Consider the following 25,758-nt stretch of genomic DNA (forward strand, 5'->3'; position numbering starts at 1 on the left):
CTTACTCGGCGGCCTCGGTCACACCCACGAGGATCTCGCGGATCGCGGCCTCTTTGATGTCGTCATGTTCGGCAATCACCACCAGACGCGAGCGGCGCTCTTCGCCGGGTTCCCATGGGCGGTCGTACTGATGTCGCACTCGTGCGCCAACCGCCTGAACTAACAAGCGCATCGGTTTGCCCTGGACAGCGGCGTAACCTTTGACCCGCAGGATGTTCAGCTCATTTGCCAAGCGTTCGATATTGGCAACCAGTGCTGCCGGATCGGTCTGTTCCGGCAACTCGACGATAATGCTTTCGAAATCGTCATGTTCATGATCGTGGTGGCCATCGTGGTGCGACGGGCGTGCATCCATGTCATCCTCGGCGGCAGCCTCAAGCCCCAGTACGACGCGCACGTCCACAGCGCCTTCGGCAACTTCGACGACGGGCAGGGCGCGCGGAGCCTCGGCTGCGATCACTTCTTTGGCCTTTGCCACGCCTTCCGGGCCAGCCAGGTCAGGCTTGGTCAGCAGGATGATGTCGGCGCAGGAGATCTGATCCTCGAACACCTCGGACAAGGGCGTTTCATGGTCGATCGAGTCGTCAGCCAGGCGCTGGGCGTCGACGGCTTCGACATTCGGGGCAAAACGCCCGGCGGCGACGGCCTCGGCATCGGCCAGAGCGATCACGCCATCCACGGTGATTTTCGAGCGGATATCGGGCCAGTCAAACGCTTTCAACAGCGGCTTTGGCAGAGCCAGACCGGACGTTTCGATCAGGATGTGATCAGGGCGCGGCTCCAGTGCCATCAGCGCCTCGATGGTCGGAATGAAATCATCGGCCACGGTGCAGCAGATGCAGCCATTGGCCAGTTCCATGATATTTTCCGCCGGGCAATCGGGAATGGCGCAGGATTTCAGAATGTCGCCATCCACACCCACATCGCCAAATTCATTGACGACAACGGCCAGACGCTTGCCCTGAGGGTTCTGCATTAGATGTTTGACCAGCGTGGTTTTGCCCGAACCCAGAAAGCCGGTGATCACAGTGACGGGGAGTTTTTCGAGGTTGCTCATTTCAGGGCTCCAATCGGGGGAATGCGGGCCGCACAGTTTTTGCGGAAATGTTCGGGACGTTCGCGCCATTTGACCAGACCGTCTTCGGCGGCGAGATACTTGGTGACGCCTTCGACGATGGTGTCGACATGGTCGGTTTCGTTCAGGTTTTCGTACACAAAGGTCCAGCGGGTCGGTCCGCCGCGCAGCACTATGGAACAACCCTGATCGCAATTTGACAGGCACTCGACCGGCTTCAGCACGATACCTTCGGGCAAATCGGCGTCTTCCAGTGCCTTGTGCAGCAGGGCACCTGGACGTTGCGCATCGTCTTCAATCGGCAGGCCACGCCGACAGGTCGTGCAGACCAGCAGCTCGACTGGTGCAGTCTCGGTCACGTCTCTCATCCCCCCAAATCCTCTTTGCAGGGGACGGGGTTTCATGCGGGCCACGTCTGCACATGGACCCGACACCGGATCACCCCGTCCGGTTTCAACTTCGGGCGCTGGCAGGTCTCCCGGCTTGCGGATGTCGGGGCGCTTGCCCCGGCAGATGTCCCGCCTTCCCGGCCTTGCGGGCCAGTGGCATTGGGCACCCTCTCCGGTCACGGTCGCGGGGGCGGCTGCGTTTGACGGTTGCCCGCTGACGCATTCCCTTTTCATCCATCCGAAGATGGACACCAACGCATGCGACATGCGGCACGGGCAGGGGGCTTGTCAAGCACGAGGCGCATGGTGAAATCGTTCAAACCAAAAAAGCGACCAGCCTGTGTCAATCCGCGGCATGCGCGGCCAGCCTCTCGCGCAGCCAAGCGCAAAACAACCCTGCCGCAGCGGTCGATTGCGTAGCGCCTCGTGTACTGATCAGGTAATGCGACTGGGCAAAAGGAATCGCAGGTCCCGCAATTGCAATCGGCACAGCCTGCCGGATCGCATTCCGGGCGAACCGTTCCAGAACCGTTGCATAGCCCGCCCCTGCCATCACAAGCTGCAGTGCTGCGACCGAGGTGTCCACCGAATGTCGGGGCGGCTGGTCCGGAAGCGCGAGCCCGTTGGCCTGAAAGTACCGCGCCCAGTTGTCTTCGTATCCAAGGATATGAATCAGAGGGCCTTGCCGCAGTACGTTCAGGGTCGCGGGCGAGTCCCCGGCCCGGCATACCGGTACCAGCTTTTCATCTGTCAGCTTTTCGGACTGAACGCCGGGCCAATCGCCATAACCCAGCCGGATTTCCACATCCAAATCGCCGGGGGCCACGCTGTCATTCCAGATGTGCGAGACAAGGCGTACTGGGATCTCGGGGTGGCGAGCGGTAAAGTCGGGCAGTTCCGCCGCGACCCAATAGGTGGCTGTCGATATCGCCGCACGGATCGTCAGGGTCTGGCGCGAGGCAGGGCCGAACAGGCTGTTGGTGGACAGGGCGATGTCGCCAAGCGCACGCCGCACAGTCAACGAATAAGACTGCCCCAGCTCAGTCAGTTCCAACCGGCGGGCATTCCGGGTGAACAGCTTTTGCCCAAGCTCGGCTTCAAGCGACCGGATATGCAATGAGACCGCCGTCTGCGTCAGGCCCAGCTCTTTTGCTGTGGTGGTAAAATTCAGATGCCGCGCGGCGGTTTCAAAGCTGCGCAACCATGTGGGGTTTGGAAGGCGATCCATATATCACCAAATTATTTTGACCATAATTGGCATTATTAATCATTTTCGTTTCTAACAGACAACACAGATACTCGGCCCGAATACGACCGTCAGGAGGGAAACATGAAAGTCGGATTTATCGGTTTAGGAAATGTGGGCGGCAAACTGTCCGGCTCGCTTCTGCGCAACGGGATTGACCTGACGGTTCACGACCTTAACCCAGACCTGGTGGCCGAGTTTGTGGCCAAGGGGGCCGAAGCCGCGGAAAGCCCGGCGCAGATGATGCGGGACTGCGATGCCGTTATAACCTGCCTGCCGTCCCCGGCGGCCTCGGACGCAGTGATGCAAGATATGCTGCCCGCGGTCGGGCCGGGCAAGATCTGGATGGAGATGTCGACCACCGACGAAGCCGAGGTTAAACGACTGGGCGCCATGGTGATCGAGCGAGGAGGAGCGGCGGTGGATTGCCCGGTTTCAGGCGGGTGCCACCGGGCGGCTACTGGCAATATCTCGATTTTCGCCGGATGTGATCGCGAAACCTTTGAGCGGATTCTGCCGTTTTTAACCACGATGGGGCGGCGCGTGCTGCACACGGGGGAGTTGGGCTCAGCCTCGGTCCTAAAAGTTCTGACCAACTATCTGGCGACCGCCAACCTGATCACCTGTGCCGAAGCGCTGGTAACGGCCAAAGCGGCCGGGATGGATTTGAACACCACTTATGAGGCGATAAAGATTTCGTCGGGTACTTCGTTCGTGCATGAAACAGAAAGCCAGGTCATTCTGAACGGGTCCCGCGATATCTCTTTCACCATGGACCTTGTCAAAAAGGACATCGGACTGTTCCAAGACGTCGCCGACCGCGCCGGAGTACCCTTGGAAATCAACCCGGTAATGATCCGCATCTTCGACGACGGTATCGCCCGCTATGGTGAACGCGAACTGTCCCCGAATATTATCAAGCGGTTGGAGGACGCGACCGGGCTGGATATCACGGCGCCCGGTTTCCCGACCGAGATGCACGATGATGAACCGGAAGAGCCGGGTTATGAAGTTATCCCACAGAGAGGTCAGGCCGAATAGCGCACACCGAGCGCAGTTGAATACCGGTTAGATAATCAAAGAAGTGGAGGCGAGTACCGGAATCGAACCGGTGTACACGGATTTGCAATCCGGAAAATTTCGTTGATTTAAAAGGGAAAAATTGTAAACGGACTTGTTTCGTTCAGGGTCACTTTTCAATAGGTTACGAGGCCCAAGTAAACGGTTTTTCACAGTCTCCCGCTCTGGCGAAAGGGCAAAGAAAAACCGCTGAGGGGGCGGCCACCCACCTCAACGGCATAGAAGAATATTTCCGTCCCAATACCTACGGCATTTCGGGTCTGACCTCAACCCAATTGGCGGTGAGATCATGAGCTGGCGCATCGCAAATGAATGCGCCGAGCGCCGCTTTGGCAGCGCCGCGCGCAAGCAGATCATCATGTTCCTGGCCGATAAGGCGAGCGACGACGGCTCAGGCATCTGGTGTTCCAAGGGAACGATCCAGCGCCACACAGAGCTCAGCGAGAGCACGGTCAAGCGCACCATAATCGACTTTCTGCGCGAAGGCATTCTGATCGAGACAGGACGGAGGCACTGCAAGAACGGCTATACGGTCATTTACCGTATCGCTTTGGAGCGCGTGGCCGCGCTCGAACCCACGGCTGAGCCCGACATCGACACGGGGGTCACTGTGAACCCCGTCCAGCCTGAACCCGGTACGGGGTCCACGGTGAACGGGGTACGGGGTTCACGGTGGACCCCAAACCATCCTAAAACCATCCATAAACCACCTACGCGCAGGCGCGAGGCGGCGGAGGAGGTTGAAGATCTTGAAGCTGAAAAGATCTTGGCGGCCTATCCCGAGGACAGGATCCGAGACCGGCGGACTACTTTGCGCTTGATCGCAGTGGCTGTGAAAGCCGGTGAGAAGCCCGATGACTTGCTTCAGGCGGTCAAAGCCTATGCCAAGGAAAGCGAGGGCTTTACGCGCAGCAAGGTCTGTTTTTCGGACAATTGGTTCAAGATGCGCCGATGGGAGAAGGGACTGACCCAGATCCAGGCCGACCGCGAGAAGGCACGAGAGGCCGAAGCCAAAGGCCGTGCGAGCCTTGCCGAATGGATCCACGAGCGCCATCCCCTGTGTCGCCATATCACGAACCGCCAGATCGAAGACTTGATCGCGTCAAAGCTGGTAACGCCCGAACAGGTTCGCGCGGCAGGTCTGCAGGCATGACTTTCGAAGGAAGGCGACGCAACCGCTTCCTTCGAGCAGACGCGTTGTATGAGTGTGGTGAGGTGACCGGGTTGTGTTTCGTACTGGTAACCTTAATGCGCCCAATGTTATACTGAGTTAACATAATATGTGGCTGGTGTGGCGGCGTTGGGTTATGGGGCTAAGCGGTGAAATTTGACATTAATGTTTTCTCAGCGTAACATATCGAAGCTTAGTGTCACTTGGAGATATCATTATGGCTGTTCCGATCAAAATACCCAGGGCGGCGCGTAAGGAGCTCGTGACACTTGGGGAAAACATTCGTATTGCGCGACTGCGCCGCAAACTGACCGCTGAGATTGTTGCGCAGCGCGCTGGCACAACGCGGCAGACCATCGCCAAGATCGAAAGCGGCAACCCCGCAGTCAAGATCGGCACTTACGTAGCTGTGTTGCAGGCGCTCGGTCTCTTGAAGGGTTGGGGGGATATCGATGACCCGGTTGGCGAGCAGATGGCCCTGGATGACCTCCCGCAGCGTGCGAGACTGAAAAATGGTTGAGGTCTGGATCGACTGGAAGGGGCTGAAACAGGTCGGCATGCTCCACCGCACGGCGGGACGCGGCCGAGAGCGGGTATCATTTACCTATCATGACGACTGGCTTGCCGACGAAGATGCCTTCGGGCTTTCGCCGGTCATGCCTCTCGTTCAAGGGCAATTCGTACCTGAGGCTGGGCAGGACATGCTTGCGCCGCTTGGAGATTCTGCCCCCGACACTTGGGGGCGAACGGTGATGCGGCGCTATGAGGGGCGCATGGCAGAGGCCGAGGGGCGACGACCGAGAGTGCTCCAAGAATCCGACTACCTGCTTGGGGTGAATGATGAGACCCGTTTGGGTGCGCTGCGCTTCAGGGTTGATGGCGAGTTTCAAGCGCGTGAGGGCATCGGCGTGCCTGCGCTCGTGAGCCTCGGGGATTTGCTTCATGCGTCTCAGCGCGTTCTGCGTGGAGAGGAGACCGCAGAGGACCTCAAAATGCTGTTTGCTCCGGGAAGTTCTCTAGGCGGCGCTCGTCCGAAGGCCAGCATCCTCGACCAACATGGCCGCCTGTCTGTTGCCAAGTTCCCGAAGGAGACGGACTCCTATTGCGTGGAACGCTGGGAAGCCATTGCACTGGAGCTCGCAAGACGCGCCGGAATCACGGTCTCGGAGCACACGCTTGAGATGGCTGGCGATAAGCCGGTTTTCTTGTCCCATCGGTTTGACCGGAACGATGAAGGCAGGATCCCGTTCATCTCAGCAATGGCAATGCTGGGCGGCAAGGATGGCGAAAGCTACAGCTATCTGGACCTGGCAGATATCATCACCTCAGAAAGCGTCACGCCTGACCAAGACCGAGAGGAGCTCTACCGGCGGGTCGCCTTTTCCATTCTCGTGACGAACCTCGATGACCACATGCGCAATCACGGGTTTCTGCGTGGGCGGGGCGGCTGGCACCTTTCACCAGCCTACGACATCAACCCCGTGCCGAACCAGCCGCGTGTGCTAAAGAGCTATGTCGACGATGACAACCCGGATGCCAGTATCGCCCTGCACCGCGCGCAACATGACTCCTATCTTCTCGAACGCGGCGAGGCAGATCGCATCATTGCCGAGGTGGCCGAAGCGACTAAGGCTTGGCGTGAAGTTGCGCGTGCCCTCGGGGCTCCGGAGCGGGAGATCAGGGAGATGGCGACAGCCTTCGAGCACGAGGAAGCGGATCTGGCGCGCACGTGAACTGGGGCCGCTGTTGAATTGGATTGTCCGAAAGCCGTTCGGCTGCAGCGAGGTTTTGAGGTCCTTGGCCATTCTGATGCGTTACGACGTGGCAGTCGATTTTGGAGTGCCGAACTCAGATCCTCAACGCCGTGTTTCTGATTGCTGAACATAAGCGGGCAGCCGTAGCAGGCGCGGTGCAAGCCCCGCTTCAACAAGAAAATTCCCCTGCGCCAGCGCATTCCTCGCGAGGCAAGTTTCTCGCTGACAGCTCCTTGGTGCCAGCTTTGGTCTTGTTCATCGAAACACTCAAAGTGAGGATCAAAAAATGGCTACTCAAACTCTGAAACTGAACGTCAAAACTGGCGAAAAAGATGGCAAGAACTTCTGGGATCGCTGCGGTGTCCTCTTCGTCAACACCGACGACAGCGGCAACATCACCTCGATCAACGTCAAGCACAGCATGTTTCCCGACGTCGAAATGGTCGCCTTCCCGCGCCGGGACGAAGATCCGGTCACCGAGTGACCTGAGCGCCAGGGCGGGTTTTCCGCCCTGGAACGCAGCCAGGGAACAGCTTCACGCTGAACTCGACGACCTCAAGCAAGCCAAGCTTGCCGCTTCTCCTCCTTTCAACTAGTTTCAACCCATATCCCTCAGAGAGGACATTTTCGAAATGCCCAACGAAGACATTTTGACCGTGAAAGAGCTCGCTGAGTATCTCAAGATCGCTGAGAAAACGGCATATCGGTTCGCATCTGAGGGCAAGGTTCCCGGGTTTAAGGTGGGAAGCGCATGGCGATTTCGCAAAAGCGAGATCGACCGCTGGATTGCCGAGCAGGAACAAAAACAAGAAGGGGAGCAAAAATGACCGGGCAACAACAGGCTGAGGCATTGCGCCGAGAAATCTGGAGCATCGCAAACCGTGTGCGTGGTGCCGTCGACGGTTGGGACTTCAAGCAGTTTGTCTTAGGCGCTTTGTTCTATCGTTTCATCAGCGAGAACTTCACCAACTACATCGAAGGTGGCGACGACAGCATCAACTATGCGGGCATGTCCGACGCAGACATCCCCGATGAAGCCAAAGTCGATGCAGTCAAAACCAAGGGCTACTTCATATATCCGAGCCAACTCTTTCAAAACGTGGTGAAAGCCGCGAGCAAAAATGACAGCCTGAACACTGATCTTGCCGAGATCTTTTCAGCGATAGAGGCTTCGGCCAGTGGCTACCCGTCCGAGCAGGACATCAATGGCCTGTTCGCCGATTTTGACACCACCAGCAACCGGCTGGGCAGCACGGTCAAGCAGAAGAACGAAAGACTGGCTGAGGTCCTCAAGGGCGTGGCTGGCTTGCCGTTGAAGTTCGATGACAACGAAGGCGACTTGTTCGGCGATGCCTATGAGTTTCTGATCTCGAACTATGCCGCCAACGCGGGCAAATCTGGCGGCGAGTTCTTCACGCCGACCCACGTGTCCAAACTCATCGCCAAGCTGGCCATGCACAAGCAGACCAGCGTCAACAAAATCTACGATCCGGCGGCCGGGTCTGGGTCTCTGCTTTTGCAGGCCAAAGAAGAGTTTGAGAAGCACATCATCGAAGACGGCTTCTTCGGGCAGGAGATCAACTACACCACTTACAACCTCGCCCGCATGAACATGTTCCTGCACAACATCAACTACGACAAGTTCAACATCCAGTACGGCAACACGCTCGAGGACCCTCACTTTCAGGATGACAAGCCCTTTGACGCTATCGTGTCGAACCCGCCCTATTCAGTGAAATGGAAAGGCGCGGATGACCCGACGCTGATCAATGACGACCGCTTTTCGCCCGCTGGGGTGCTGGCCCCGAAGTCGAAGGCTGATTTTGCCTTTGTTCTTCATGCGCTGCATTACCTGTCGGCCAAGGGACGCGCCGCGATCGTTTGCTTCCCTGGTATCTTCTACCGGGGCGGAGCAGAGCAGAAGATCCGCAAGTATCTAGTCGACAACAACTTCGTTGAAACGGTTATCGCCCTCGCGCCGAACCTGTTTTTCGGCACGACCATTGCGGTGAACATCCTGGTGCTGGCCAAGAACAAGACCGACACAGCTGTTCAGTTCATCGATGCGACTGAAGAAAAAGAGTTTTTTCGTAAAGGTACGAATACCAATCTTATGGATGACCCGCACATAGCTAAGGTCATCGAGCTGTTTGATAGCAAAGCAAACGTTCCACACATTGCTGAAACTGTTCCCTACGAAGTTATTGTGGAGAATGACTACAATCTTTCGGTAAGCGCCTACGTTGAGCCCAAAGACACCAGCGAAGTGATCGACATTCAAAAGCTGAACACAGAATTGGCGGCGACCGTGGACAAGATCAACAAACTGCGCGCGGATATTGACGAAATCGTAAAGTCCCAACAGAGCAACATTACTAGTCAGGGGTCTAACAACGAAGGCATCGAGTGGACCCCGCTTGGTGAAATCGGTGAGTTTGTTCGTGGCAACGGACTTCAGAAAAAGGATCTCAAAGAACACGGTTTTCCTGCAATCCACTATGGTCAAATATTTACTAGATACGGGCTAATTGCTGATAGATCATTCACCTTCGTTACTGAAGAATTTGCATCAAGACTTAAGAAAGCTCGAAAAAACGATCTGTTGCTTGCCACCACATCCGAAAATGATGAGGACGTTGTCAAACCATTGGCTTGGTTGGGTGCGGAGGTTGCGATATCGGGCGACATGATGCTATTTCGGCATGCCCAAAATGTTAAGTATTTGGCATACTTCTTTCAGACAGAGGCATTTCAAAAACAGAAAAGGAAGTTCATAACCGGCGCAAAGGTGCGTCGGGTTTCCAGCTCTGATCTGGCCAAGATTGTGGTCCCCATCCCGTTTCGCCATGATCGCGCAAAGTCTCTCGCAGAACAGGCTCGAATTGTAGACATACTAGACAAATTTGAAACTATGACGTCAGCGAACGACGAGGGTTTGTCCAGAGAGATCGAACTGCGACAAAAACAGTATCACTACTACAGAGAGCATTTGCTGAGTGTAGCGGAAACTGGCGCGGGATCAGCTTGAAATGAGCCAGACCCTCGAAGAGATCGCAAAGCAGCTGCGAGCTGCCAACAAAAAGGTACAGTTGATCTACGCGTTCAACGGCACCGGCAAGACCCGTCTTTCCCGCGCCATGAAAGACCTGATTGCCCCTAAGCCGGAAGAAGGTGAGGACGGCGAACCGTCTCGCGAAAAGGTGCTGTATTACAACGCGTTTACGGAAGACTTGTTTTACTGGGATAATGACCTGTTGGGTGATGGTGAACCCAAGTTGATGATCCAGCCGAACACTTTCACTGACTGGATTCTGGGGGAGCAAGGCAAGGGCAACGAGGTCATTGCGAACTTCCAGCATTATACCAACAAAAACCTGACACCGGTCTTCTTGGAAAAAGACGGGCAGAAGGCCGGTGAGAAGACCTATCCTTCGGTCACATTCTCTATCACGACCGGAGATGACGAAGCCACCACAGGCATCAAGATTTCAAAGGGTGAGGAAAGCAACTTCATCTGGAGCATCTTTTACACGCTGATCGAAGAGGTGGTTTCGGTCCTAAGTGTTCCGGAGGTTGGAGATCGAAGCACCAATCAGTTCGACAAGCTCGAGTATGTTTTCATTGACGACCCGGTCAGCTCGCTTGACGACAACCATCTTATCGAACTGGCGCAGACCCTGGCGACGCTGATCAAGGATGCGCCTCAGGACGGCCCGAAATTCATTATCACGACCCACAATCCGCTATTCTTCAACGTCCTCTTCAATGCGTTGAAGAATGGCTTCAAGTATCAGTTGTCGCAGCATGAGGATGGCACGTTTTCTCTGGATCGTTGGAACAACGACAGCCCGTTCTCGTACCATCTGCATTTGATCGAAAAGCTTAAGACTGCTTCTGACGGCGATGGGTTCGAGAAATACCACTACAACCTTCTGCGAAACATCCTGGAGAAGACTTCGACCTTCATGGGGTACGAGGACTGGGCGGACCTGCTGCCTCGAACGGCAGAAGGGACTAGCGACGCCTATTTGAAGCGCATTGTAGATATTTCGAGCCATTCAAAGCACGCTGGAGACGAACAGCCCCAGCTTTCAAAAGACGACAAGCGGGTCCTGGGATACCTCCTCAGTGAGACAGCCAACAAAAAGTACGAGTTTGCTGAGCGATATCGGATGCTCGTCAAGGAAGAGGCGAAAAATGGTTGAGCAGACGAAAACCATAGCGGAAACGAAGAATTTCATCGTCCTCGACAAGTACACCAAGGAGTGGGACGCCGCCGATCGCTACCAGAGCGAAGACGATCTGGAACGCGAATTGGTGCAGGATCTGGTCAATCAGGGCTATGAGTTCCTACCTGCTCTGACGACCCCAGATGCCATGCTTGCCAATGTCCGCGTGCAGCTGGAGCAGCTGAACAACGTCACGTTTTCAGATGATGAATGGAAGCGTTTTGTCGAGACCTATCTCGACAAGCCAAGCGACAACATCGTCGACAAAACCCGCAAAATCCACGACGACTATATCCACGATTTCGTCTTTGATGACGGGCGTATCCAGAACATTTACCTCTTCGACAAGAAGAACATGGCTCGCAATAAGCTGCAGGTTATCAAGCAGTTCGAGCAGGTCGGTACGCACGCCAATCGCTATGACGTGACGATCCTGGTCAACGGTTTGCCATTGGTTCAGATCGAGCTGAAAAAGCGCGGCGTGGCGATCCGGGAGGCCTTCAATCAGATTCACCGCTACAGCAAGGAAAGCTTCAACAGCGAGCATTCCCTGTTCAAGTTTCTGCAGCTCTTCGTGATTTCAAACGGCACCGACACCCGGTATTTCGCCAACACGACCAAGCGTAACAAGAACAGCTTCGACTTCACCATGAACTGGGCGAAGTCCGACAATGAGCTGATCAAAGATCTCAAGGATTTCACCGCAACTTTCCTTCAGAAGCGTACGCTGCTGAACGTTCTGTTGCAGTATTCCGTTTTTGATGTCAGCGACACGTTGCTGATCATGCGCCCTTACCAGATTGCAGCGACTGAGCGCATCCTGTGGAAGATCAAAAGCTCATATGAGGCCAAAAACTGGAGAAAGCCGGAGAGCGGTGGTTTCATTTGGCACACCACAGGCTCCGGCAAAACGCTAACGAGTTTCAAGGCCGCACGGTTGGCAACCGAGCTGGATTTCATCGACAAAGTCTTCTTCGTCGTGGACCGCAAGGACCTCGACTACCAGACCATGAAGGAATACCAGAGGTTTTCCCCTGACAGTGTCAACGGTTCCGACAGCACGGCCGGGTTGAAGCGCAACTTAGGCAAGGACGATAACAAAATCATCGTCACGACGATCCAAAAGCTGAACAACCTGATGAAGTCAGAGGGTGACCTGCCGGTATATGACCAGCAGGTGGTCTTCATTTTCGATGAGTGTCATCGCAGCCAGTTTGGCGAGGCGCAGAAGAATCTGAAGAAGAAGTTCAAACGGTTTTACCAGTTTGGCTTTACCGGAACGCCGATCTTTCCTGAGAATGCGCTAGGGGCTGAAACGACCGCGGGGGTGTTTGGGCGCGAGCTGCATTCTTATGTGATCACCGATGCTATTCGCGACGAAAAGGTTCTGAAGTTCAAGGTCGACTACAATGATGTGCGTCCCCGGTTCAAAGCCATCGAGACTGAGCAAGACGAAAAGAAGCTCAGCGCGGCTGAAAACAAGCAAGCGCTACTTCATCCAGAACGTATTAGGGAAGTTTCTCAGTATGTTCTGAACAACTTCCGTCAAAAAACTCATCGGATGCAAGCAGGCAGCAGTGGGTTCAATGCCATGTTCGCCGTAAGCAGTGTGGATGCTGCAAAGCTCTACTATGAAACCTTGAACGCTCTGCAGGCGGACAGTGAAAAGCCGCTGAAGATCGCGACGATCTTCTCGTTTGCGGCCAACGAGCAGCAAGATGCCATCGGTGACATTCAGGACGAGAGCTTTGATGTGTCGGCGATGAATAGCAGCGCCAAGGAGTTTTTGAGCGCAGCGGTAAAAGACTACAACTCCTTTTTCAAAACGAATTTTAGTGTCGATAGCAGTGGCTTTCAAAACTACTACCGCGATCTTGCCAGCCGGGTTCGCTCGAAAGAAATCGACTTACTGATTGTCGTGGGCATGTTCCTTACAGGCTTTGATGCGCCAACGCTTAACACCTTGTTTGTCGACAAGAATCTTCGCTTTCATGGTTTGATGCAAGCGTTCTCCAGAACCAACCGGATCTACGACGCGACCAAAACCTTCGGCAATATCGTGGCGTTCAGGGACCTTGAGCAAGCGACGATTGATGCGATCACGCTGTTCGGTGACAAGAACACAAAGAACGTCGTGCTTGAGAAGAGCTACGACGAGTACATGAATGGTTTCGTTGATCAAGAAACCGGCGCGGCGCGACGCGGGTTCATTGATGTTGTGAAGGAGCTTACCGAGCGCTTTCCAAAGCCGGACGATATTGTCAAAGAAGTAGATAAAAAGGAGTTTGCGAAGCTCTTTGGTGAGTATCTGAGAGTTGAGAATGTGCTCAGAAACTACGACGAGTTTTCAGCATTGAAAGCCTATCAGGGGCTAGATTTAGCAGATGCCGCTGCCGTTGAGGAGTTCAAGCAAAAGCACTATTTGCGTGACGAGGACCTACGCGACCTGGAGGCGATAGAACTGCCTTCAGAACGAGCAGTTCAAGACTATAGATCAACATACAACGACATTCGCGATTGGCTGCGCCGGGAAAAGTCCTCGGCAGAGCATGAACAAAGCAACATCGAGTGGGATGATGTCGTTTTCGAAGTGGATCTTCTGAAATCGCAGGAGATTAACCTCGACTACATCCTCGAGCTCATCTTTGAGAAAAACAAAAAGGTGAAGAGCAAAGGGGATCTGATTGAGGATGCTCGCCGCGTCATTCGCGGTAGCCTTGGAAATCGTGCCAAAGAGAGCTTGATAGTGGACTTTATCAATCAGACTGATCTTGATCAGATTGATGACAAGGCAGGTGTGATCGATGCATTTTTCTCTTTTGCTCAGGAAGAGCAACGCAAAGAGGTAGAAGAGCTTATCAGGTCGGAAGATCTAAATTCTGATGCAGCAAGGCGCTATATTTCTGCGTCCATAAAACGCGAATTTGCAAGTGAAAACGGTGCTGACCTCAATGCCATACTCCCCAAAATGAGCCCACTAAACCCGCAGTTCCGGACCAAGAAGACGACTGTCTTCGAGAAGATTGCAGCTTTTGTCGAAAAATTCAAAGGTGTTGGCGGGCAGGTCTAGCCAAAACGTTGGGGTGCTCTATGATGGTTGTCGTGCCTCTGCTTGTTGCCAGTCGTGGTACGTCTGTTTTGATCCCTTGACCTTCCACTCCAGGCGTCCGTTGCTGTTTCGGTCCAGGACGACAGCAGCGGCGGCTGAAGGACTATTGAACGACCAAGGCTTCGTGAAACGGAGTTTTTGATTGCCGTCGGCGACCAGAGTGCCGTCGGATATGAGCTTTTCTTTCAAGCTACCATAGCTTTGTTGGACATAGCCAGTCTCGGTGAGCGCTTCAGACCCTTCCAGTACAACAAATTCACCATCTTCTTCGACAGCGGTCGCCTTGACGCCGCTTTTATGGCGGATCTCGAATTGCACTTCTCCTTCGGTCCGCTCGTCAACCGGCTTGGCCGTCTGAGTCACCGCGCGCGGTTGTGGCTTGAGCATATCCAGGCCGATCACGGGCAGGATGATGCGGAGGTTTGACAAAAACTGCTCCATGTTGGCAACGTCCGCCTCTGGCAATCGTCGCCTGCTGGTGTCTGGTTGCGTTCCGTTATCTAACGTGACGCGGCCTGCCTGGGCGGCTTGCTCTATTAGCCGCGCCTCCAGGTATTCAGCGTGTCCTTTGGAAAGGTCATCGTCACTTGTGGTGATGGTAATGGCCGTTTCCCAGAAGTCTCTTTTGATCGCGCTTTGCTTGATCCTCTCAGCGACGGAGTTTCCAGAGCCAATATAGGTGCGGGTTGCACCGGCTTTTTCGGGATCAGGACCCGATAGGATATAGATACCGGTCCGATCAACTTCTTCACGAGCGGTCAGGTCGCCGAAAGCTGAAGCGCCGCTTACAAAAAGCAAACCTGTCCAACCATGGATTGTCGCTTTTCGCAGCCCAGTTGGCTTTCCGTCGACGAGGAAAAGCTGGATTGTTCGACCGAATGAACCCTCTGCTTGCACGATTTTTCCCCTGAAAACATGATTCTAATAATTTCTTGTACAGCACACTTTAACCACGAAATTACATGATTGTCGTCCCGTCGGGACGGCTTTTGCAAACGGACTGCACCAGGGCTCAACGGGCCGTTGGCCCGCTCACCCCGATCCAGACACCATTCCTTTTGTTTGGTCCGCCCAACATCCCTGACCGTGGCGGTCAACCTTAGTCCATCCCCAAAATCAGCCACCAATTTCCCCAGTCTCGCGAGCGAGCCATTCCTCGCGCAGCAAATTGGCGTCTGATTTTGGCGCAGACATTTTCTTCGCAAATGTGGCCGATTGACAGCCCCGTTCAGGGCCGTGGGTCGGGCTTTGCCCTCTCCCACTCTGTTCCGCCGAATACATGCGTATTCGGTCAGATCAGGTGGCCGAGGCGCAGCCCATCGGCGGAAGAGGGCACGAAGCCTCACCCGCGTCACTTTGATCGAGGAGGCCACAAATGGCACCGAAGTTTGATGTTTATGCCCATGTCACCGACACCATTATTGCAGAGATCGAGGCGGGCACGCCGCCTTGGCGCAAACCGTGGACAGGGAGCGCGTCCGGCATTGCCCTGCCGACACGGCACAACGGCGAGGAGTATCGCGGGATTAACATCCTGATGCTCTGGGTCATGGCGGCCAAGCATGGCTATATGTCCAGCCGCTGGATGACCTACAAACAGGCGCAGGAGCTGGGCGGCCAAGTCCGCAAAGGCGAAACGTCGTCGACCGTGGTCAAATACGGGACGTTCACCCGAGAGAACGAATTGGGCATCGAGGAGGAACTGCCCTATGCGCGCGCCTACCGCGTCTTCAATGCCGATCAGATCGAAGGTTTGCCCGAGGATTACTATATCCGGCCCGAGGCCCCGCGCGATCTTGGCACTGAGGTTGATCCCGAGCTTGAGGCGTTTTTTGCTCGCACGGGTGCGGAGATCGTGACCACCGATGAGCCGCGAGCCTTTTACAGCCCGGCCAAGGATCACATCCATATGCCGCCCGTAGCGACCTTTCATAGTGCGAAAGGGTATTTTGCGACCCTTGCCCATGAATCAATCCATTGGACCGGTAGCGAAAAGCGGCTGGAGCGGATCAAGAAATTTGCGAACCGCGAAGCCTATGCCTTTGAGGAGCTGGTGGCGGAAATCGGCGCCTGTTTCCTTGGTGCTCAGATTGGCGTTGATCCGGAATTCGACCAAAGCGCTGCCTATGTTGAAGGGTGGTTGAAAGCGCTCAAAGAGGACAAACGGGCGATTTTTCGCGCGGCATCCGAGGCGCAGAAAGCCGCCGATTTTGTCCTAGCAGCCGCAGGTCAATCGAAAGCGGCCGCAGCATGAGCGGCCCCGCAATCTTACCCCCGATGACGTGCCGCAAATGCAGCGCGTCAAACCCAGTGATCTTTCTCGCGCCGGTCATCGTGAAAGGCAGTTGCACCTGTATTTGCTTGGATTGCGCAGAGGCTCGCAAATGGCTGGATCCTGATGGCAACTTGAAAGCCGGTGTTGAGCTTTGAGCACCTGCGCCCCGCCGCACGTGGCGGGGCGCAGGCATTTTGAACGGGAAAAAAAATCTGGCCCGTGCTGCTGCGCACGGGCCGCCCTGAGAAACGGACTGTGCGGAGGATCGACCGGCTTTCAGCCCGCTCACCTCCTTCAGGCTTCTTTCAATTTGATTGGTCCGCCCAACATCCCTGTGACGTCCCGTCAATGGGCAAGCGCCGCGCGGGCGCGTCGTCAATGCCTGCAACCCGTGTCCTCGCGCGAAAGCGCGCTGCGGGCCGCACCAGTTACTGGCTTTGACCCATTGACTGGCCGTTCCAGGGCCGTGGGTCGGGCTGTGCCCCCACCCACTCTGTTCCGCCGAATACATGCGTATTCGGTCAGATCAGATTGGCCGGTGTGCAGCCCATCGGCGGAAGGGGGCGCAAGCCCCAACCGCAGCACCCAAGAGGAGGCCACAAATGGCTCACAAATATCAGCCCCCGAAATTCTGGACCTGCGACTGTGATCGCACGACCGGCGGTCACATCATCGACGGGCTTTATAGCACCTGCGTCTATTGCGGGAAGCATCGGCACGAGCTGAAGGAGATCGTTGTCCCGTCCGGTTTGGGGGGCGTGTTCTGTGTAGAGATCCTCAGCGTCGAGGATGATTGCGCCAAGGTGAAGGTGGTCAAGAGCTCGAACGGCTTTGACGCGCTGCCGCCTTTCACCGTGCCGTTCAAGGACATCGCCCCGCGTTGGAAACACAAGGCAGGAGAAATCCGATGACCCCTGACTATCACAGCGATGATTTTGCGACCGCGCGTTTGGAAGATACTGTCAGCTTGCGAAGCGCAGCTCGTGAGGCGCGCGCCACGCTTTACGCGGTGTTGAACCGGCTGGAGCTGAACGATCTGGACGGCGAAGAGCAGCCCTATATCGACGATTGTCTCGGGGCACTCGCAATCCTTGAGGAGGCGTTGCGATGACCTTGGAAGAGATCAAAGCAGCAGTGGACGCGGGCAACCGCGTTCACTGGGTCAATAGCGGGTATGTGGTGACGCGTGATGAACTCGGGCAATACCTCATCACCTTCACACGGAATGGGTCAGCTATTGGCTTGACCAGTCGTGATGGCACCCGCCTGAATGGCGAGCCTGACGAATTTTTCATCGGGGAAAGTGCAGAGGTTCGGCATGAGGTATTCTGATATCAGGCAGGCGGCCCGAGAGGGCCGCGCCAGCGTGCATCTTCACGGGTTCTGCAATCTGCCCGATGGCGGGCAGGAGTATTGTGATGATCCAGAACTGATTGATGGCTGGGCGATCTATGTCCGAGTTGAGACCCCGGAAGACCCGCAACAGCCCTTTGATGTGCAAGAGCTGCCCGATCATCAAATCTATGTCAGCGCTGAAGGCGCGGCCCGCGCAATGGCGCTGCAATTGCTTGGCGATGCTGAGGCGTGGAACCACGATTAGTGGTGCCATGCCTTGCGCATGTGGCCGAGCTTTGCCCGGCGGTCGCAGCCTATGGCTGCTCCAAACGGAATACAGGCAGTTGACGCAATATTATAATATTGAATCAATTATGGCGAAATGCCATAACGGAGCTGCCTGTATGATGCTGGCAAGAAATAGGGGTGATTACTTCACATGGGCCGACCGCGCGCACCACGGCACAAGCGACTGACGCAAAACCAGCGTTTTGCCATCGTGCGCAAGCGTGCCGAGGGGGTGCCGATCGAGGATCTGGCCCGCGAATTCGGCGTCACAGCCCGCAGCATCTTCTACACCTTGAAGGCCGATCAAAGCCGCAAACTCGACGCGCGCGTGCGCTCCGAACTGGTAAATGTCCGGCTGACGCCAAAGGAGCTCGCGAGCTTCGATGCGGTGCTGACGCGGCATGAAATTGCCAGCCGCGCCGAGGGGTTGCGGCGGCTGATCTATGCGTCGAACGATCTATTTGTTCCCGACGATGAACTGGCCAACCAGATGCAGGGGTTATCGGCCTCTCTCAATCGCACCGGCAACAACATCAACCAGATCGCACAGCGCCTGAACGAAGCAAAGCGCCAAGGCAAGACGCCGCCCTATGGCAACTCTGCCCATGGCCAGGTTCGCGCTTTAGCAGGGCTGATCTTCGACATCGCAGACCAGGTTCAGGACATGGCGCAGCGTCGTCGAAGTGCATTGTCCGGCGAGGTTGCCCGCGTACTGGGAGGCTTTGCCGATGGCCCGGAATAGCGCCGTTGCCGCCGCGCAGGAGGCCTTCTTCGATCGCGACTGGAGCCGCATTCGCGGCAGCGTGCCGCGTACCCGTGCCAAGCAAATGGCCCGCGCCGCCATGGGCCATTCCCCCGCGATCTTCAAAGCCATTCGCGATGGCGGAACGCACAACAAAGCGCAGCTGCGCAACCAGCTGGAATACCTGACCACCAAGTCCAGCTTCATCATCGACAGCCGTGGCACCTATGATGGCCAAAGCGTCTTGTCCGCGAAAGAGATCGAACAGGTCACGCGTCGGTTTTCAGCGCAATGGACTGAGGGGTTTCATCCCAAGCTGGGACATACCTCGCATCTCTTGATGGCTTTCCCAATTGGCACGCGCGGTGAGGATGTCGCCGAGATCACGCGCGAGATCTGCGAGCGGTTCTTTCAGGGCGAAGGCAGCCACTTCGACTATATCGCGGCCGTGCATGAGGACCGGGATCACCCGCACGCTCATATCGTTCTTAACCGGCGCAGCAAGGACGGTGAATTCTTCTTTCTGAAAGAGGGGCACCACTTCAACTACGACAGTTTTCGCGAGGCGATGGTCGAGGTGTCAGACCGCTATGGGCTGAGGCTTGAGGCGACGCGAAAGCTCGAGCGCGGGATCACGACGAAGAGGCCAAGCGATGCAGACCAGCGTCGCGCGGAAGCCTCGGTCCGGAAGCTGTCCGAACGTGAGCGCGTCGGGCCGGAGCTTGACCGTGCCTTGGCTGAGGTGGCGCATAACGCGCGGCTTTATCGCGGCCTGGCCGCCGAGGCCTCTCGCGAGAACCAGCATGACATTGCAGCAGCCTTGGACAAGGCCGCGCGGCTCTTGGCGCAGGGCAAACCGATTGAAGCAGATGGAAAGGTATACGGCATGGCCGAAGAACAGCATTCGTTTGATGAGGTCGTGGATGCCTTTCACGACAAGATCAAAAAGGCCGAACGCATTGTAGCGGACGCCCCGGTGGAGCGACGTGCCGCGCTGGAGCATGAGCTGAACGACATTTATCGTTCTTTGTCACATCTGAGCCCAATGGGAACGCAGTCCCACACCTTGCTCGAAGATGCCTCCAAGAGCGGGATCTATTCGGCCGCGAACATTCAGGCCGACGCCCAAAGTGCATTGCGGGATACAGCTCTTACCGAACGTCTTGAACAGGCTTTGAAAGGCACCGGCATTGACGCGCAGGATGTAGCGCGTCGGGTCGAAATCGGCGCGGGCAATGCCGCGCTCGAGCGGCAATGGCTTGGACAGGATTTGAAGGCGATTGCCGAGAAGGACGGCTTTGACCTGTCACGTGCCGATGAGCTTGAGAAAGCGATCGACCGCCTTGACCATGTGCACAGTGATCTGGGTCGTATGTTGGCCGATGCTGAAGTTCTCAAGGACAGTGGAGCGGTGGAGGCCGACCGGGAGGAAGCCATAGTCGACGGGTTGCCGCCGACCACCTCTGACATCCTGAGCCGTTTGAGACATGATCCGACCGCAGATCCATTCCGAAACGATCTGGAGCGCGAGACTTTGAGGGCCGAACTGGAGGATCTGGCCGGTGAAGAAAATACCCCGGACTTGGCAATTGGCGATGAGACCGCGCTGGAGGAACATATCGAAGACCGCCTGGACCGGCTCTATGCGGCTAAGGCCTATCTGCAGAGCGATGCCGCTCTGGCGAACAGTGTGGCGATGGAGCATGTCCTAGACGAGATCGCCAATGAAGAAATTGATGTTCAACGCGAGCGGTATGTCGATGCCGACGGCGAAAAAGGTGTGACGCATGGGTAAGGCGCGGATCGCACTCGGCGTCATGAGCTTTGCTCTTCTGGGCGCGGTGTTGGGGTATGTTCTGGCGTCGGCCTTTCTGACGTTCCACTGGTTCGGGGTCGGGGCGGATATCGATTTCTTGATGCTGGCACGCAGCTATGGGGTTCTCCGAACGACTCATCAGGCCGACGTGCAGATTGTTCACTTGGTCGTGGGGATCAGCACTGGTGCCGGTGTTTTGCTCAGTGCGGTGTTGATGAACGATGCGCTGACCAAATTTGGGGAAACCCACTGGCAGCAGATGTCCGAGATGAAGCGGAACGGTTTCTTCGGCAAGCCTGGCCACGGCTTTGTCCTCGGCAAAATGGGAAAGCCCAAGAGCCGCAAACCCTTTGTCATGTCCAAGGTTTTTCCCCATGCGCTGATCGTGGCTCCAACCGGACGCGGAAAGACCACGGGGTTCGTCATTCCGAACCTTCTGACTTATCAGGGCAGTGCCGTCGTGCTCGACGTGAAGGGCGAAAACTTCGAGGCAACGGCCCGCCACAGGGCTGCGCAGGGCGACAAGGTGTTCCGGTTCGCGCCAACAGACTGGAAGGATGGCCGTTCGCACCGGTACAATCCTTTGCTGCGCATATCGGAGCTGGAAAACGTCGACCGCCAGCAGATCGAGCTGCAACTTCTGGCTTCGCTGTTCCTGCAAGCAGATAACGACCGGGTGCAGGGGCTTCTCGATGGCGGTATTGACCTATTCGTGGCGGCAGGACTTTTGGCGTTCGAGCGCAAGCGGCCAACTTTGGGTGAGATTTATCGCATCACCGCATCAGGTGGCGACAAGCAGAAGGAATATCGCCGCCGCGCCGACGAGGTGGTCAACCCAGCCGCCAAGCTGATCTTTATGCGCATGGCCTCGACCAACAATGACACCCTAACGTCTTATCTATCGCTCTTGATGACATCTGGCCTCAAGCAGTGGTCAAACCCAGCAATTGACCGTGCGACCGCAACGTCAGACTTCGATTTCCGCGATATCCGAAAGACGCCGTTTTCGGTTTATCTTGTGGTTGAACCGCTGATGGTGAAGCCCCTCGCGCCGTTGATCCGCCTGTTTTTCTCAGACCTGCTGGCATCGCTGCAGGACCATGAACCCGGCAAGGACGAACCCTGGCCGGTTATGATCATGCTCGATGAATTCAACCGCCTGGGCAAAATGCCGATCGTTCTCGATAGCATCGAAACCCTGCGGTCCTACCGGGCCAACCTTGCGATCGTCACACAGACGATCCCGGCTTTGGACGAGATCTACGGAGAAAATGCCCGTCGGGCCTTGCAGGGCAACGCGGGTATCAAGCTCTATCTGACCCCCTCAGATGAAAAGACCATTGAAGAGCTCAGCAAAGCGGTAGGGAAAACCACAAAGCGCGTCGTGACCCGATCACGCTCCGTCGGCCGCAACCCATTTGCCGGGCGCAGCATGTCTGAAAGGACCGAAGAAACCGCATTACTGCCTGAGGATGAGGCCCGTCGCATGGATCTTGATGACATCGTTCTTGTGGTCGACGCGCAAATGCCCGTTCGGGCCAAGCGGATCAAATACTATGATGATCGGTTTTTTAAGCAGATCTTCGACAAGCAGACAGGCGATCTGCCATATCCCACAGCGGGGGACCAGATGCGCGGCCTGCAAGGGCAGATCAAGGCGCTGGAGGCTAAGATTGGCGCGTTGGAAGTGCCAAGAGGGATCGCTGATGATGCTTTTGAAGATGGTCGGAAACGGCGCGAAGAGATTGCTGAATTGGCGTCGGGAAGTCAAAAAACATTGTCAGGTGATCAGGCTAGTTTGGGTGATTATCAGGCCGGAGCTGAACGGGTTGAAAGGTTTATGGAAGAGGCCGCTCGGGGGTGAGGGCAGGGAAGCGGCCTTCGCTGCCACTGTTAACACTCTGGTGGACAGGTCCAAACGGAGCTTCTTTGCGCCTAGTCGACCGCCATCCTTATTTGCAGAACTTCAGCTTCAGGTTGAAACGCGGTTACAGCTGCGGTCAATACCACAATCTTCTATGTGTTTTCCGAAGACTTTGTGCAGGACGAACCGCGGGAGCATGAACGCGAACTAGTCATAGTCGCTGCGATGCAGAAACGGAGCCCTGGTTAATATCTTGGTATTGTAATTCAGGTTAGTTTTGGGGCATTCTGAGTGAAACAGGCTGACAAAAAATGACGGCCAAGGGAGACGCAGATGATCACAGACAGCGCGTTGCCATGCCGTGAATAGGCTGGCGCTTACAGCCCATGATGGCCCGGCAAGAACCACGATCTCTCCCCGGAGGGAACTCGGGGCTTACGAAGCGTTGTTCATGGAGCAGGGTGCGACGTTCAAGTCGTTAGCAGAGAAATTCGCTGCGGACGAAACCGCGCTTCCATCCGATTTTGTAGCACCGGCAGTGGCCGATGAAACGGCGACCAAGGTGCTCGAGATGCTGCATAAGGCAGGCGTGTACCAATTCGGCGTCCGCATCAACAAAGCTGGCGACTACCCTGCCAAACTGCGCCACGCCAAGCATCCGGTCGAGTTGCTATACTATCAAGGCACATGGGAACTCAGCGAGATGCGGAGTCTTGCGGTTGTCGGCAGTCGAAAACCGTCAGACGAAGGTGCACAACGTGCAGCACGCCTTGCCAAGGAACTCGTTGCCCGTAACTTCTCGGTTGTCTCTGGCCTCGCAACGGGCATAGATAAAGCCGCTCACACGGCAGCACTCGAAGCAGGTGGCAGAACCATCGCGGTGATCGGCACTCCGCTAGGGGAAAGCTACCCGAAAGAGAATGCCGAACTTCAGGCGCACATAGCAAAAGAGCACCTTCTTGTGTCGCAAGTGCCTGTGCTGAGGTATTCGAACCAGCCATTCAAGACAAAGCGGTTTTACTTTCCCGAACGCAATGCGACCATGAGCGCCCTTACTGAAGGGACTATCATAGTTGAAGCAGGCGAGACATCCGGTACGCTGACCCAAGCTCGTGCTGCACTTTATCAGGGGCGAAAGCTGTTTATCTTGGATAGCTGCTTCAAGAACCCTACTATCACTTGGCCTGCCCGTTTCGAAAAGGAAGGCGCAATTCGCGTCCGAGAACCAGAAGACATTTGGAAGGCGCTGCCGTCCGAATGAGCTTTACACAAGTTGATGAATTAATTCGGCGTGATCACAACGCTTTGAACGCCGAAGACGTTTGTATATTCCTGCGTGAGTACAAGGCCAATGCTGGTTTTGAAGGCGAAACCAATAGTCTGATCTGGAACCTCAAGAAGAAACCGAGCGAACGCCTCACCAAGGGCGGTTGGCAATACAAGGGACATGCAATTCGACAAGTGTCGAGAGAGTTCGCGAGTTCACTTAGACCAGAATGGCTTGACGAAGCCACACTTGTTCCAATTCCCGGTTCCAAAGCGCCAGATCATGTAGACTATGATGACCGCATGGAGCAGATATGCAATGGTATCCGGGACGGTCTCGACGTGCGCAGCATTGTTAAACAGACCGCTTCAATGGAAGCGTCACATGCTGCCGGAGACGGTAATCGCGCTTCGGTCGAAGAGTTAATTGCAAATTATCAAATAGACGAAACCCTTACCAACCCCGCTCCCGTAAATATAGGTATTTTCGATGATGTTCTAACAGTCGGCAGGCATTATCGAGCTATGCACACCGTCCTGTCTCAACGCTTCCCTGGGGTGCCAATCACCGGCATCTTCATCGCTCGCACAATTCACCCCAACCCATTCGAGAATATTGACCTGTCTGGAGTATTTTGAACTGTGCAATCGAAAGCCGAGCATGTCGCGGAAAAGCAGTCCGCAAAAGAGCTGTATGCTGAATACAGCGCCGCCGTTCTTCCCGTAGTGGTTAGGGATGAAAATGGTGATCCCGGTTTAGGCTCTGCATTTCATGTTGGCGGCGGTTCATTCGTGACAGCACGCCATGTTGTCGAAGGAAAGACCGATTGCAGCGTCGAAATCGACAGTTTTCGGCACCATCGTCCGCTACAAGAGACGGCGCATTTTCAGAAGTATGACCGTTTTGAGTTAGTCACACTGCAACCGCTTTTTCATCCAGATAGCAACATTGATGTGGCTGTCTTTTCAGTTCCCAGTCTATCCGACCTTCCCCAAATTCCTTTGGGCGGCCATCTGGATGATTGGATCAATGATGATCAATTTGTTTTGAATGAAGTCCTCGTTCTCGGCTTTCCACCAATACCACTCGCGGAAAGCAACATTCTTGTCGCCGCTAGAAGCCAAATAAATGCCGTCGTTGACTTAACTGTTGTGAAGCATGTCCATTTTGTTGTTTCAACGATGGCGCGAGGGGGGTTTAGTGGTGGTGTGGTCCTCTCCGAATGGGGTGTCGCTATGGGAATGGTGACGTCAAGTTTGCTGAAGAGCGACGTACCTGAAGAACTCGGTTATATGACTGTCTTAAGTGTCGAACCTATCCTCGAATGCCTTGGAGAACACGGATTGCTTTCGCCCGAGGATGCCGAACTTTGGGACGGCCTCTTCGATCGTAAGCGGTCATAGCAACCTATTGTTTATTCTATCTCATCGAAAATTGCTCCGAAACCGAATGGATCATCTGGATCAAAGTCGGCGAATTCCTCAACCGGCATTGCGAACGGATTGGACACCTGAACGTGTTTAGTTCGGCCACAAACCAGCGCGGCTTCGATAGAAGAACCGGTGGCACGAACTTTAGCGGCGCAAGCCTGAAGATGCCCACCGGTTGTAAGGATATCATCAATTAGAATGCGGTCAGCGTCAGCGCTAACCTTCAAATCGCATCTCAACTTTGGGAAAAGTTCATGAGCCTGACGTGGCCCACCCTCGCTTGCCTTTGGCATCGCTTCCAGCCACCTCAATTCATCATGAGCTGTCACGTTGTCTCCAAATTCATCAGCAATGCGACGTGCCAGTTCCCACGTGCGGAAGTCATCATCATTCGCAATAGTTGCTTGGGAATTGGGGACAGGAACGATGACAAGTTGGCCGTCTGGCGGGTCCATCGCTTCTGAGATTAAGCGGGTTGCCCAAGCGGTCCATAGGCTGACTGCTCCCTCCGGTGAACCGGGGCCGAAGCGATATACCTTTCCGCCAAGCCTGAGTGCTTTCTCCACTCCGCCAGGGTCACGGCCTTTGACGGCTTTAGCTATCGACAGAGAGGTATAATCTTTGTCCCGCATCTGCTCGACATGCTCGGTCAAATACTGGACCATTGGCTTTACTCGCAACGGCAATG

General features: G+C 55.4%; 24 protein-coding genes, 1 pseudogene and 1 riboswitch. Of the genes and pseudogenes, 20 read left to right on the forward strand and 5 right to left on the reverse strand.

Annotated features, from left to right (window positions below; all coding sequences use genetic code 11):
• Position 1 precedes the first annotated feature (1 nt).
• The 3 genes from cobW to ACR0LY_RS00350 all read right to left on the reverse strand — a co-directional run bounded on the left by cobW (position 2) and on the right by ACR0LY_RS00350 (position 2,692).
• Positions 2-1,057 carry a cobalamin biosynthesis protein CobW gene (gene cobW, locus ACR0LY_RS00340; protein ID WP_170349245.1) on the reverse strand — a complete coding sequence of 352 codons (1,056 nt, stop codon included), beginning with the start codon at positions 1,055-1,057 and terminating at the stop codon, positions 2-4.
• Positions 1,054-1,443, reverse strand: a complete 390-nt coding sequence (locus ACR0LY_RS00345; protein ID WP_170349244.1) for a DUF1636 family protein — start codon at positions 1,441-1,443, stop codon at positions 1,054-1,056. The genes cobW and ACR0LY_RS00345 overlap by 4 nt, the downstream gene beginning before the upstream one ends.
• Before the next feature lie 83 nt (positions 1,444-1,526).
• Positions 1,527-1,735: riboswitch (cobalamin riboswitch) on the reverse strand.
• A gap of 72 nt (positions 1,736-1,807) precedes the next feature.
• Positions 1,808-2,692, reverse strand: a complete 885-nt coding sequence (locus tag ACR0LY_RS00350) for a LysR substrate-binding domain-containing protein (protein WP_170349243.1) — start codon at positions 2,690-2,692, stop codon at positions 1,808-1,810.
• Positions 2,693-2,794: 102 nt separating this feature from the next.
• Here ACR0LY_RS00350 and ACR0LY_RS00355 point away from each other — a divergent pair, with 102 nt between their 5' ends.
• The 9 genes from ACR0LY_RS00355 to ACR0LY_RS00395 all read left to right on the forward strand — a co-directional run bounded on the left by ACR0LY_RS00355 (position 2,795) and on the right by ACR0LY_RS00395 (position 14,014).
• Positions 2,795-3,751 (forward strand): NAD(P)-dependent oxidoreductase, encoded by a 957-nt coding sequence (locus ACR0LY_RS00355; protein ID WP_170349242.1) that lies wholly within the window; start codon positions 2,795-2,797, stop codon positions 3,749-3,751.
• A gap of 328 nt (positions 3,752-4,079) precedes the next feature.
• A complete protein-coding gene (locus ACR0LY_RS00360; RefSeq protein ID WP_170349241.1) occupies positions 4,080-4,943 on the forward strand; it encodes a hypothetical protein in 864 nt (287 codons plus the stop codon).
• 235 nt (positions 4,944-5,178) lie between these two features.
• On the forward strand, positions 5,179-5,481 hold the full coding sequence (locus tag ACR0LY_RS00365; RefSeq protein WP_170349240.1) for a helix-turn-helix domain-containing protein: 303 nt from the start codon (positions 5,179-5,181) through the stop codon (positions 5,479-5,481).
• Positions 5,474-6,694 (forward strand): type II toxin-antitoxin system HipA family toxin, encoded by a 1,221-nt coding sequence (locus tag ACR0LY_RS00370; RefSeq protein ID WP_170349239.1) that lies wholly within the window; start codon positions 5,474-5,476, stop codon positions 6,692-6,694. Before ACR0LY_RS00365 ends, ACR0LY_RS00370 begins: the two co-directional genes overlap by 8 nt.
• A 307-nt stretch (positions 6,695-7,001) precedes the next feature.
• Positions 7,002-7,199 carry a hypothetical protein gene (locus tag ACR0LY_RS00375; RefSeq protein WP_170349238.1) on the forward strand — a complete coding sequence of 66 codons (198 nt, stop codon included), beginning with the start codon at positions 7,002-7,004 and terminating at the stop codon, positions 7,197-7,199.
• 148 nt (positions 7,200-7,347) lie between these two features.
• Positions 7,348-7,542, forward strand: coding sequence for a methylation-associated defense system helix-turn-helix domain-containing protein MAD1 (mads1, locus tag ACR0LY_RS00380; protein ID WP_058239057.1), 195 nt, complete (start codon positions 7,348-7,350; stop codon positions 7,540-7,542).
• On the forward strand, positions 7,539-9,743 hold the full coding sequence (locus tag ACR0LY_RS00385; protein ID WP_170349237.1) for a type I restriction-modification system subunit M: 2,205 nt from the start codon (positions 7,539-7,541) through the stop codon (positions 9,741-9,743). The genes mads1 and ACR0LY_RS00385 overlap by 4 nt, the downstream gene beginning before the upstream one ends.
• A gap of 1 nt (position 9,744) precedes the next feature.
• Entirely contained in the window at positions 9,745-10,920 is a 1,176-nt protein-coding gene (locus ACR0LY_RS00390; protein ID WP_170349236.1) for an AAA family ATPase, read from the forward strand.
• Positions 10,913-14,014, forward strand: coding sequence for an HsdR family type I site-specific deoxyribonuclease (locus ACR0LY_RS00395; protein WP_170349235.1), 3,102 nt, complete (start codon positions 10,913-10,915; stop codon positions 14,012-14,014). The genes ACR0LY_RS00390 and ACR0LY_RS00395 overlap by 8 nt, the downstream gene beginning before the upstream one ends.
• A gap of 18 nt (positions 14,015-14,032) precedes the next feature.
• Here ACR0LY_RS00395 and ACR0LY_RS00400 read toward each other — a convergent pair whose 3' ends face one another.
• Positions 14,033-14,950: a GIY-YIG nuclease family protein gene (locus tag ACR0LY_RS00400; protein ID WP_368040135.1), complete on the reverse strand. Its 918-nt coding sequence runs from the start codon at positions 14,948-14,950 to the stop codon at positions 14,033-14,035.
• A 478-nt stretch (positions 14,951-15,428) separates the two neighbouring features.
• Between ACR0LY_RS00400 and ACR0LY_RS00405 the strand changes: the two genes are divergently transcribed.
• From ACR0LY_RS00405 to ACR0LY_RS00455, 11 genes and pseudogenes are all read left to right on the forward strand, one after another.
• Positions 15,429-16,307, forward strand: coding sequence for an ArdC family protein (locus ACR0LY_RS00405; RefSeq protein WP_170349234.1), 879 nt, complete (start codon positions 15,429-15,431; stop codon positions 16,305-16,307).
• Positions 16,308-16,930: 623 nt separating this feature from the next.
• Positions 16,931-17,239 (forward strand): hypothetical protein, encoded by a 309-nt coding sequence (locus tag ACR0LY_RS00410; RefSeq protein WP_170349233.1) that lies wholly within the window; start codon positions 16,931-16,933, stop codon positions 17,237-17,239.
• Positions 17,236-17,439 carry a hypothetical protein gene (locus ACR0LY_RS00415; protein ID WP_014880597.1) on the forward strand — a complete coding sequence of 68 codons (204 nt, stop codon included), beginning with the start codon at positions 17,236-17,238 and terminating at the stop codon, positions 17,437-17,439. The genes ACR0LY_RS00410 and ACR0LY_RS00415 overlap by 4 nt, the downstream gene beginning before the upstream one ends.
• Positions 17,436-17,639, forward strand: a pseudogene (locus tag ACR0LY_RS00420) (hypothetical protein); the annotation flags it as partial. The gene ACR0LY_RS00415 and the pseudogene ACR0LY_RS00420, both read left to right, overlap by 4 nt.
• Positions 17,640-17,646: 7 nt before the next feature.
• Positions 17,647-17,928, forward strand: coding sequence for a hypothetical protein (locus ACR0LY_RS00425; RefSeq protein WP_170349232.1), 282 nt, complete (start codon positions 17,647-17,649; stop codon positions 17,926-17,928).
• Between the two features lie 174 nt (positions 17,929-18,102).
• Complete coding sequence (locus ACR0LY_RS00430; RefSeq protein ID WP_170349231.1) at positions 18,103-18,693, forward strand: hypothetical protein; 591 nt, start codon at positions 18,103-18,105, stop codon at positions 18,691-18,693.
• Positions 18,680-20,488: a relaxase/mobilization nuclease domain-containing protein gene (locus ACR0LY_RS00435; protein ID WP_170349230.1), complete on the forward strand. Its 1,809-nt coding sequence runs from the start codon at positions 18,680-18,682 to the stop codon at positions 20,486-20,488. Before ACR0LY_RS00430 ends, ACR0LY_RS00435 begins: the two co-directional genes overlap by 14 nt.
• A complete protein-coding gene (locus ACR0LY_RS00440) occupies positions 20,481-22,373 on the forward strand; it encodes a type IV secretory system conjugative DNA transfer family protein (RefSeq protein WP_170349229.1) in 1,893 nt (630 codons plus the stop codon). Before ACR0LY_RS00435 ends, ACR0LY_RS00440 begins: the two co-directional genes overlap by 8 nt.
• A 451-nt stretch (positions 22,374-22,824) precedes the next feature.
• Positions 22,825-23,634 carry a DNA-processing protein DprA gene (locus tag ACR0LY_RS00445; RefSeq protein ID WP_170349228.1) on the forward strand — a complete coding sequence of 270 codons (810 nt, stop codon included), beginning with the start codon at positions 22,825-22,827 and terminating at the stop codon, positions 23,632-23,634.
• Positions 23,631-24,278: a hypothetical protein gene (locus ACR0LY_RS00450; RefSeq protein WP_170349227.1), complete on the forward strand. Its 648-nt coding sequence runs from the start codon at positions 23,631-23,633 to the stop codon at positions 24,276-24,278. The genes ACR0LY_RS00445 and ACR0LY_RS00450 overlap by 4 nt, the downstream gene beginning before the upstream one ends.
• A gap of 3 nt (positions 24,279-24,281) precedes the next feature.
• Positions 24,282-25,043, forward strand: a complete 762-nt coding sequence (locus tag ACR0LY_RS00455) for a S1 family peptidase (RefSeq protein ID WP_170349226.1) — start codon at positions 24,282-24,284, stop codon at positions 25,041-25,043.
• 11 nt (positions 25,044-25,054) lie between these two features.
• Here the strand turns inward: ACR0LY_RS00455 and ACR0LY_RS00460 are convergent, their stop codons facing one another.
• Positions 25,055-25,735 carry a hypothetical protein gene (locus tag ACR0LY_RS00460; protein ID WP_170349225.1) on the reverse strand — a complete coding sequence of 227 codons (681 nt, stop codon included), beginning with the start codon at positions 25,733-25,735 and terminating at the stop codon, positions 25,055-25,057.
• Between the last annotated feature and the right edge of the window lie 23 nt (positions 25,736-25,758).

It is taken from the genome of Ruegeria sp. BC5, from assembly GCF_056539205.1.